Source organism: Methylobacterium sp. 1030 (assembly GCF_040544715.1).
Lineage (GTDB): Bacteria > Pseudomonadota > Alphaproteobacteria > Rhizobiales > Beijerinckiaceae > Methylobacterium.
Window position 1 is genome coordinate 1 of record NZ_JBEPKM010000047.1, and the last position, 7,203, is coordinate 7,203.

A 7,203-nucleotide genomic window follows, 5' to 3' on the forward strand; every position below is an offset into this window, starting at 1 on the left:
ATGCAGAGCGGCAGTCCGGCCGCGGCGAGCGCGGCAGCGACGCTCGCCTCGAAGCCGCCAGTGGCTTCCAGGACGACGAGGGCAACCGGGCGGTTGCCGAAGCGGCGCGTGAGGGCCTCGAACCCCTTCACATCCCGAGGAACATGGAAGGCCTCGTCCGAGGGTCTGAGGTGAACGTCGAGACGATCCTTGGACACGTCGATGCCGACAAAGATGGTGCGTTGTTTGTCCATGACCCTACCTTGCAAATGCGGGCTCGGGCCCGAGTGGCTGTCCGGGTTCGGGACTGTGGGGGTGAGGGCCGCACCTTGCTCTGTCACGGGCTTACAAGCCCAAGGCGAACGCGGGCGCACCCTCACCGTGTAGCCTCGCTGGCTTCGCGTCAGCGGGCAACTCAGAGATACAAGGCGATCCGTCGCGCAATACAGCTACGTCAAGAGAGTGTGAGAGCGGCGGCCAAGCGCTACGGCGTCAGCCCGACGACGATCCAGAAATGGCGCGGACGGCAGTCGACGGCCGATGCCGCCATGGGGCCGAAAGAAGCTCGGTCGACGGTCCTGACACTGGAGGACGAGGCGACCATCGTCGCCTTCCGCCGGCATACCCTGTTGCCGCTGGACGACTGCCTCTACGGCCTGCAGCCCACGATCCCGCATCTGACCCGCTCGTCGCTGCACCGTTGCCTTGAGCGGCACGGCATCAGCCGCCTGCCCGAGATGGAGGGCGACAAGCCCAAGAAGAAGCGCTTTGCCGATTACCCCATCGGCTATGTCCACATCGACATCGCCGAGGTCAGGACGGAGGAAGGCAAGCTCTACCTGTTTGTGGCTATCGACCGAACCTCGAAGTTGGCTTTCGCCAAGCTGGAAACGGAGGCCAACCGCTACACCGCTTCAGACTTCCTACGCGCGATGGTCGCGTTCGTGCCGTACAAGATCCACACGGTGCTGACCGACAACGGGGTGCAGTTCTGCCATGCCCCGCGCAACCGCTCAGGCCCGACTGCCCTCTACAGCCGGCACATGTTCGACCGCGTCTGCCATGAGCACGGCATCGAGCATCGCCTGACCAAACCCAACCATCCCTGGACCAACGGTCAAGTCGAGCGGATGAACCGCACCATCAAGGACGCTACGGTCAAGCGCTACCACTACGACACGCACGAACAGCTCCGGGCGCACCTGCAGCTGTTCGTCGATGCCTACAACCATGCCCGACGGCTGAAGACCCTGCGTAGCCTCACGCCCTACGAGCATGTCCTTCAGATCTGGACCAAAGAGCCCAAACGCTTCAGGCTCGATCCGTCACACCACATTCCGGGACCATACACTGACCGCTGAGTGCGATGCCTTCAACCGCGGCCTTCACCAAAGGCGTACGATGAGAGATCTTTGCTCTCGCTTACAGGCATGGAGAGGAGCTATGCCCTTGGTCATTTCCGGCGTCGAGCCATCTGACCTGTACGCTTGGCGACCTCCTTATCGCCTGCAAGTGCAATTGTGCTAGCGATGAGTGGGGCAAAGATGGTGTTCAAAATATTAAGATCGAGCCGTTCGGCACGGAACTTCGGCGCTTTAAGATCTTTTAAGTTCAGAATTTCGGGACTGTGCCATCCAATTCTGTGCGCCGATGCATGACGGCTCTGGGCGACCTCAACAAACGCCAGAACAACAGATTTAAATTACGATTTAAATGAAAGTTTTACGTATAATACGATCGCATAATTATGAGCATAGTGCAAAAATCCATTATACCGTACGATGAATAGATAAATCCAAGGCAGCCAGTCTCGAATTGCGATAGCGCTCGTCGTCCGTTACCTCTCGCTCCACCCACGGCGGAAGCGTCACGGCTTGATCCTCGTGCGCCATCTCGATCTCGGCTAAGATTAGACCCTCATGGCGACCAGCGAACACGTCTACGTCCCAGCTCGCTCCGGCATGATCGACCCGGTATCGTGTCTTCCGGACCCGAGCTGTTGGCGGGATGATAGCCAGCAGGGCCTTCCCCAGGGCGAGGAGCACCTCGATTTCGACCTCTTCGCGAGTGGGGCCGCATTTGGGCCCCTTCCACGTCAGAAAGGCTCGCATGTCTGCTCGTCGGACACGGATGGTGTTGCATGCATCAGTGTACAGATAGCCCTGCACAATCACCGTCCCAGACTGACAGTGCACCAGCACGGCGGGACTCGCAAGGAACTTGCGCTCAATCTCGATGGGCATGTCGAGCAGCTGATGGATCACGGCCATGTCGGATGGGCCGCCATGATGGCGCCGGCTAGCGCATTGCGGAACGTCTTTTCCTGCGGGCCAGCCCGCTCGATACGGCGTAAGGCAGGCGTCGCATCCACGATGGACGTGATGTCGAGGCTGTGACCGCTCGGAAACCGGTAAGCACCGGCTGCTGGGTCTCGCATGTAGGCGTCGATCGCCGCGACGATCTCTCGACTGTTGATGACGGAAGCCTTGCGCAGGTCCGCGAGGGTCGTAGGTCCAGCCGGCATGGTCGCTCTGATCATTGCTAGTGTTGACGGAAGGGCATCCGAACCGAGCTGACTGCTTCTGCTGATTGTAGCTCGTGACATTTGGGTGCTGTTCAGCTTCGGCCCGACTCGACTTCGGCCGACCGAGCGGCAGTCTGACCATCGATCAGCGAAGCCGCGAACGCCTCGACTAAGGCGGTCTCGAGTCGGTCCGGCGCCATGCGCCTCAGGACCGCGATCGCCTCGGCCTGCGCCATGGCCGGGCGATAAGGCCGGTGCTCTATCAAAGCGGCATAGATGTCACAGACGGTCAGGAGGCGGACCGGATCGGAGATCGATGTGCCGCTCAATCCATCCGGGTAGCCCGAGCCGTCCAACATCTCGTGATGGTGGCGCGTGACGGCCAGCGCAATCGCGTCCGTGATCCCCGCATTCATCAGCATGTCATGCCCGAGAGCGGCGTGCGTCCGCATCACCGTCAACTCATCTGCATCGAGGGGGGCCGGCTTCTGCAGGATGGCCAGCGGGATCTTCGCCTTTCCGACGTCGTGCACCAGTGCCCCGCGGACGAGCGACGTCCGATCGTCGATCGACAGGCCAAGATGCAGCGCGAAGTGGGCCGCGAGCCCGGCCACCAGAAGGCAGTGCCGGACAGTCATGTCGTCATGCGCTCGGACGAGTTCCAGCCACGGCATGACGCCCCCCACCTTCACGGCGCTGAGAACCGGGTCGATCTCGTCGTCAATCGCCTCCAAGTTGACGCGCCCGTGCCGAGCGGCGTCGAACATGTCCGTGAACAGCAAGCCCGCCCGGTTGAAGCTGTGCTCGATCAGGAGGTCGGTCATGGCCTTGCCCGGCGCTATCTGACGAAAAAGGCCCGTCACGAGTGTGCTCGCCAGGGTCTGGGGCGGGAAGCACGCGGTCGCGCCGAGCCGTTCAGCCTGCCTGAGTTCCCCGCCACGCATCGACTGCATCACGAAGACCATCGGCAACGGGCGCCCGCTGAGCCGGTCGGAGAGCTTGCCGAAGCAGCGCCTCGCCTCGACCCGCTCCACTGAGACGTCTGCGATCAAGCCACGGACGTGATCAAGATCGTCCCAGTCGTCTGCGAGTCCGGCCACCCGACAATGGGTGACGGATCGAGCGGCGTCCGCGAGGGCACGGCCGCGATCCGGTCTGTCAGTCAGCATGACAACGCTGCGGAACGGCATCGCTCAGGCCGCCTTGAACCCGGCTTGGATCTCTCTGGCGATGCGGGAACGAACCTTGGCGTAGCCGGGCGACACCATCGGGTAGTCGCTCGGCAGGCCATACCGCCTCCGGTATTCGCCGGGTGTCATGCCATGGGAGGCCAAATGGCGCTTCAAGGATTTGTACGCCTTGCCGTCAACGAAGCTGACGAGACGGTCGTGCCTGATGGAGGCCGCGATCGCAGAGCTGGTCGGTAGGTCCAGAACAGGCACTCGAGCGGCATTGTTCTGCAGTGCCGACAACGCCGCATGGATCTGTCTGATCGCTTGCGGCAGATCCGCGGGCGGCACCTCATTGCGCGAGACGTAGGCGGCCAGAAGGGCTGCGGTCTGCTCCACCATGAAGGTTGAGTTCGGATCGGATGCAGCATTGTATGCTATCATAGCGTACAGTTGTGGATTCATTATGCGGGCTCACAAAATCGTGCGATTGCTTTGCGTGACACGACCGTGCCTTTGACGGCAGATAAGGCGAAATGCCAAGTCGTACAGGTTCAAGTGATCGAGTTTTCGATCTAGCCTACTACTCTTATTATATCCCGGGCACGCGCGAAAAGTTTTTTCCGGAGCGCAAAAATCCTTGTCCAGACGCGAAGCCAAGGCAGGAATATATCTTTGAGATGCGGCCGCTGTTAACGACCTCTCAAGTGCACTGACGTCCCCCCATCGCTTTGGTCCGGCGTGAGTGCGAGTTTTCCGATTTTGTGAGACCCTGACGGGAGGAGCAGAGCTGTGAAGAAGAGCAGGTTTACCGAAGAGCAGATCGCCTTCGCGCTGAAGTAGGCCGAGACCGGGACACCGGTCGCGGAGGTGCTGCGCCGGATGGGCATCTCCGAGCAGACATTCTACCGCTGGAAGAAGCTCTACGGCGGCTTGGGCACAGGCGAGTTGCGGCGGCTGAAGCAACTCGAGGACGAGAACCGCAAGCTCAAGCAGCTCGTTGCCGATCTGAGCCTCGACAAGCACATCCTGCAGGACGTGCTCGCAAAAAAGCTCTGACGCCTGCTCGGCGACGCGAGCTCGTGCACCAGGTTCAGGAGGCGCACGAGGTGAGCGAGCGGCGCGGCTGCGCCGCGCTCGGCGTCGGTCGGTCGGGCGTCCGCCACCGCTCGACCAAGCCCGATCAGGTACCGCTGCGGATGCGCATCTGCGATCTGGCCAAGAGCCGGGTGCGCTACGGCTACTTCCGGATCTACATCCTGCTGCGCCGGGAGGGTTGGCGGGTGAATCACAAGAGGGTCCACCGTCTCTACCGGGACGAGGGCCTCAGCCTGCGGCTCAAGCGGCCGCGCCGGCACGTCAGCGCGGCACACCGTGAGCGTCAGCCTGCTGCGCTCCGGCCGAACGAACGCTGGTCGATGGACTTCGTCTCCGACGCGCTGTTCGACGGTCGCCGGCTGCGGGCCCTGACGGTCGTCGATGCGTTCACGCGCGAGGCTCTGGCGATCGAGGTCGACCAGGGCATCAAAGGCAAGCGGGTCGTGGCTGTCGTCGGCCGCTTGACGCTGCTGAGCGGAGCACCGTGTGCGACTCAGGTCGATAACGGGCCTGAGTTCGTCTCGAAGGCCCTCGACCGCTGGGCCTAGGAGAATGGTGTCACGTTGGACTTCTCGCGCCCCGGCAAGCCGACCGACAACGCGCTGGTCGAGTCGTTCAACGGCCGGCTGCGCGACGAGTGCCTGAACGCGAACTAGTTCTTGTCGTTGGCCGACGCGAGGAGCAAGATCGAGACGTGGCGGCGGCACTACAACGAGAGCCGTCCTCACACCGCCCTGGGGTGGCTGACGCCCCAGGAATTCGCCCTGGCGGCGGCCCTGCAGGCCGCCGAATGAGATCCGGAAGCTCACCTTCCGCCCGGACCAAAATCCGGGGGACCCTCAACAGCCGGAGAACTTGCATAGGCCGTGGACCACAAACAGGGTCAACTCCAACAGGCGCAAACGCCATACCTCAGGGCCGACTACTTCATTGGGGGCAGACCATAAGGTCGAGCCGAAGGGCTCGTCCAAGGGAGGTTAGATCGGCGGGGTGCCGCTGGTAGGAGCCGTGACGGGCTATGCTCAGCGCGCCGCAATCGGGACATCGTCCTGCACAGTGGCAGCCGCGAACGTGCATGACAACGCCCGCCTCATGCCCGTCTTCGATGGAGACTACCCGGCAGCCGGGAACCTCGTGCAGCAGCGCCATAGCCAAGCTCCGTCCTTCTCACACGAACGGAGAACGCACCGGGAAGCCACATTAAACGACGAATAGCCATTAAACCGGAGCAAGTCCAGTTCGACGCTGATCCACTATATGGAGTGGCCCAGGGCCTCCGCGGCTCTTTGGAACCTATTTTGCGCTCTTGGAAGGCCTTCTCCCGAGCTGTCAGTGAGGGTGAGGCCTACGACCGGGTAGGTGGATTACGGACAGTCCGCTTCTGCAACATTGAGCAGCAGAAGCGGACTTTTAAGCGAACGAGTTGGAATTAGGCCGCCCGGACGGTTGCGAGGAAGCGGGCGACTTCGGCACCGAGATGCTCGGATTGCCGCGACAGCTCCGAGGCCGCCGACAGGACCTGCGAGGCCGCCGCCCCGGTCTCCTCCGACGCCTGCGCCACGCCCGCGATGTTGCCCGTCACCTCGTTGGTGCCTGCCGAAGCCTGCGCCACGTTGCGCACGATCTCCTGGGTCGCCGCCCCCTGCTCCTCGACAGCGGCCGCGATCGACGTCGCCACGTTGTCGATCTCCCGGATCCGCCCGGTGATCCCGCCGATCGCCGTCACCGCCTGCGCGGTCACACCCTGAACCTCGCCGATCTGGCGCGCGATCTCTTCGGTCGCCTTGGCGGTCTGCTCGGCCAGCGCCTTCACCTCGGAGGCCACCACCGCGAAGCCCCGCCCGGCCGCGCCCGCCCGCGCCGCCTCAATCGTGGCATTAAGCGCTAAGAGGTTGGTCTGGCCGGCGATGCCCGAGATCATCCCGACCATGTCGCCGATCCGCGCTGCGTTCTGGCTGAGCGCCTGAACGAGGTGAGCAGTGTCATCGGCCGCGCCGACTGCCGCCTGGGCGAGATGGGCCGAGCCCTGCACCTGCCGGCCGATCTCCTGCACCGAGGAGCCGAGCTCCTCGGCCGCGGCCGCGACTGTGTTGACGTTGGTCGACGCCTCTTCCGCCGCCGCCGCGACTGTCGTGGACTGCATAGCGGTCTCCTGGGCGGTGGCGGTCATCTGCTGGGCGGTCGCCTGGAGCTCGGTGGCGGAAGAGGAGACCAAGCCGACGATGCCGCCGACCGCGGCCTCGAAGCCGTCGGCGAGTTCCAACATGGTTCGCTTGCGCTCCTGTGCCGCTGCCTCGTCCGCGATGCGCTTCGTCTCCGCCTCCTCGGCAGCCTTCCGCGCGACCATGGCCTTGATGCCCTCCACAGCTCGGCCGACCTCGCCGATCTCGTCACGACGCGCAGCCTCTGGGATCTCGGCATCGATCTCGCCGT

General features: G+C 63.2%; 6 protein-coding genes and 2 pseudogenes. 2 read left to right on the forward strand and 6 right to left on the reverse strand.

Translation table 11 applies throughout. The features are described 5' to 3' along the window. Positions 1-233 (reverse strand): annotated as a pseudogene (locus ABIC30_RS31300) (IS110-like element ISMno7 family transposase); the annotation flags it as partial. Positions 234-371: 138 nt separating this feature from the next. Here ABIC30_RS31300 and ABIC30_RS31305 point away from each other — a divergent pair. Next, positions 372-1,340 (forward strand): IS481 family transposase, encoded by a 969-nt coding sequence (locus ABIC30_RS31305; RefSeq protein WP_502915893.1) that lies wholly within the window; start codon positions 372-374, stop codon positions 1,338-1,340. 408 nt (positions 1,341-1,748) lie between these two features. Here ABIC30_RS31305 and ABIC30_RS31310 read toward each other — a convergent pair whose 3' ends face one another. The 4 genes from ABIC30_RS31310 to ABIC30_RS31325 form a co-directional block, all read right to left on the reverse strand. Further along, complete coding sequence (locus tag ABIC30_RS31310) at positions 1,749-2,243, reverse strand: CYTH domain-containing protein (RefSeq protein WP_354456799.1); 495 nt, start codon at positions 2,241-2,243, stop codon at positions 1,749-1,751. Beyond that, positions 2,240-2,503: a hypothetical protein gene (locus ABIC30_RS31315; protein ID WP_354456800.1), complete on the reverse strand. Its 264-nt coding sequence runs from the start codon at positions 2,501-2,503 to the stop codon at positions 2,240-2,242. Before ABIC30_RS31315 ends, ABIC30_RS31310 begins: the two co-directional genes overlap by 4 nt. A gap of 92 nt (positions 2,504-2,595) precedes the next feature. Then, positions 2,596-3,693, reverse strand: coding sequence for an HD-GYP domain-containing protein (locus ABIC30_RS31320; protein WP_354456801.1), 1,098 nt, complete (start codon positions 3,691-3,693; stop codon positions 2,596-2,598). 3 nt (positions 3,694-3,696) lie between these two features. Beyond that, entirely contained in the window at positions 3,697-4,074 is a 378-nt protein-coding gene (locus ABIC30_RS31325; protein WP_354456802.1) for a Ros/MucR family transcriptional regulator, read from the reverse strand. Positions 4,075-4,464: 390 nt separating this feature from the next. Here ABIC30_RS31325 and ABIC30_RS31330 point away from each other — a divergent pair. Then, a pseudogene (locus tag ABIC30_RS31330) lies at positions 4,465-5,564 on the forward strand (IS3 family transposase). 635 nt (positions 5,565-6,199) lie between these two features. Here ABIC30_RS31330 and ABIC30_RS31335 read toward each other — a convergent pair. Then, positions 6,200-7,203: methyl-accepting chemotaxis protein (locus ABIC30_RS31335; RefSeq protein WP_354456803.1), on the reverse strand; the 1,004-nt coding region annotated here is incomplete at its 5' end.

Bases quoted from the DNA above. Each gene is read 5' to 3' on its own strand.
- ABIC30_RS31320 (WP_354456801.1), bottom strand. From the start codon at position 3,693: ATGCCGTTCCGCAGCGTTGTCATGCTGACTGACAGACCGGATCGCGGC.
- ABIC30_RS31325 (WP_354456802.1), bottom strand. From the start codon at position 4,074: ATGGTGGAGCAGACCGCAGCCCTTCTGGCCGCCTACGTCTCGCGCAAT.
- ABIC30_RS31315 (WP_354456800.1), bottom strand. From the start codon at position 2,503: ATGCCGGCTGGACCTACGACCCTCGCGGACCTGCGCAAGGCTTCCGTC.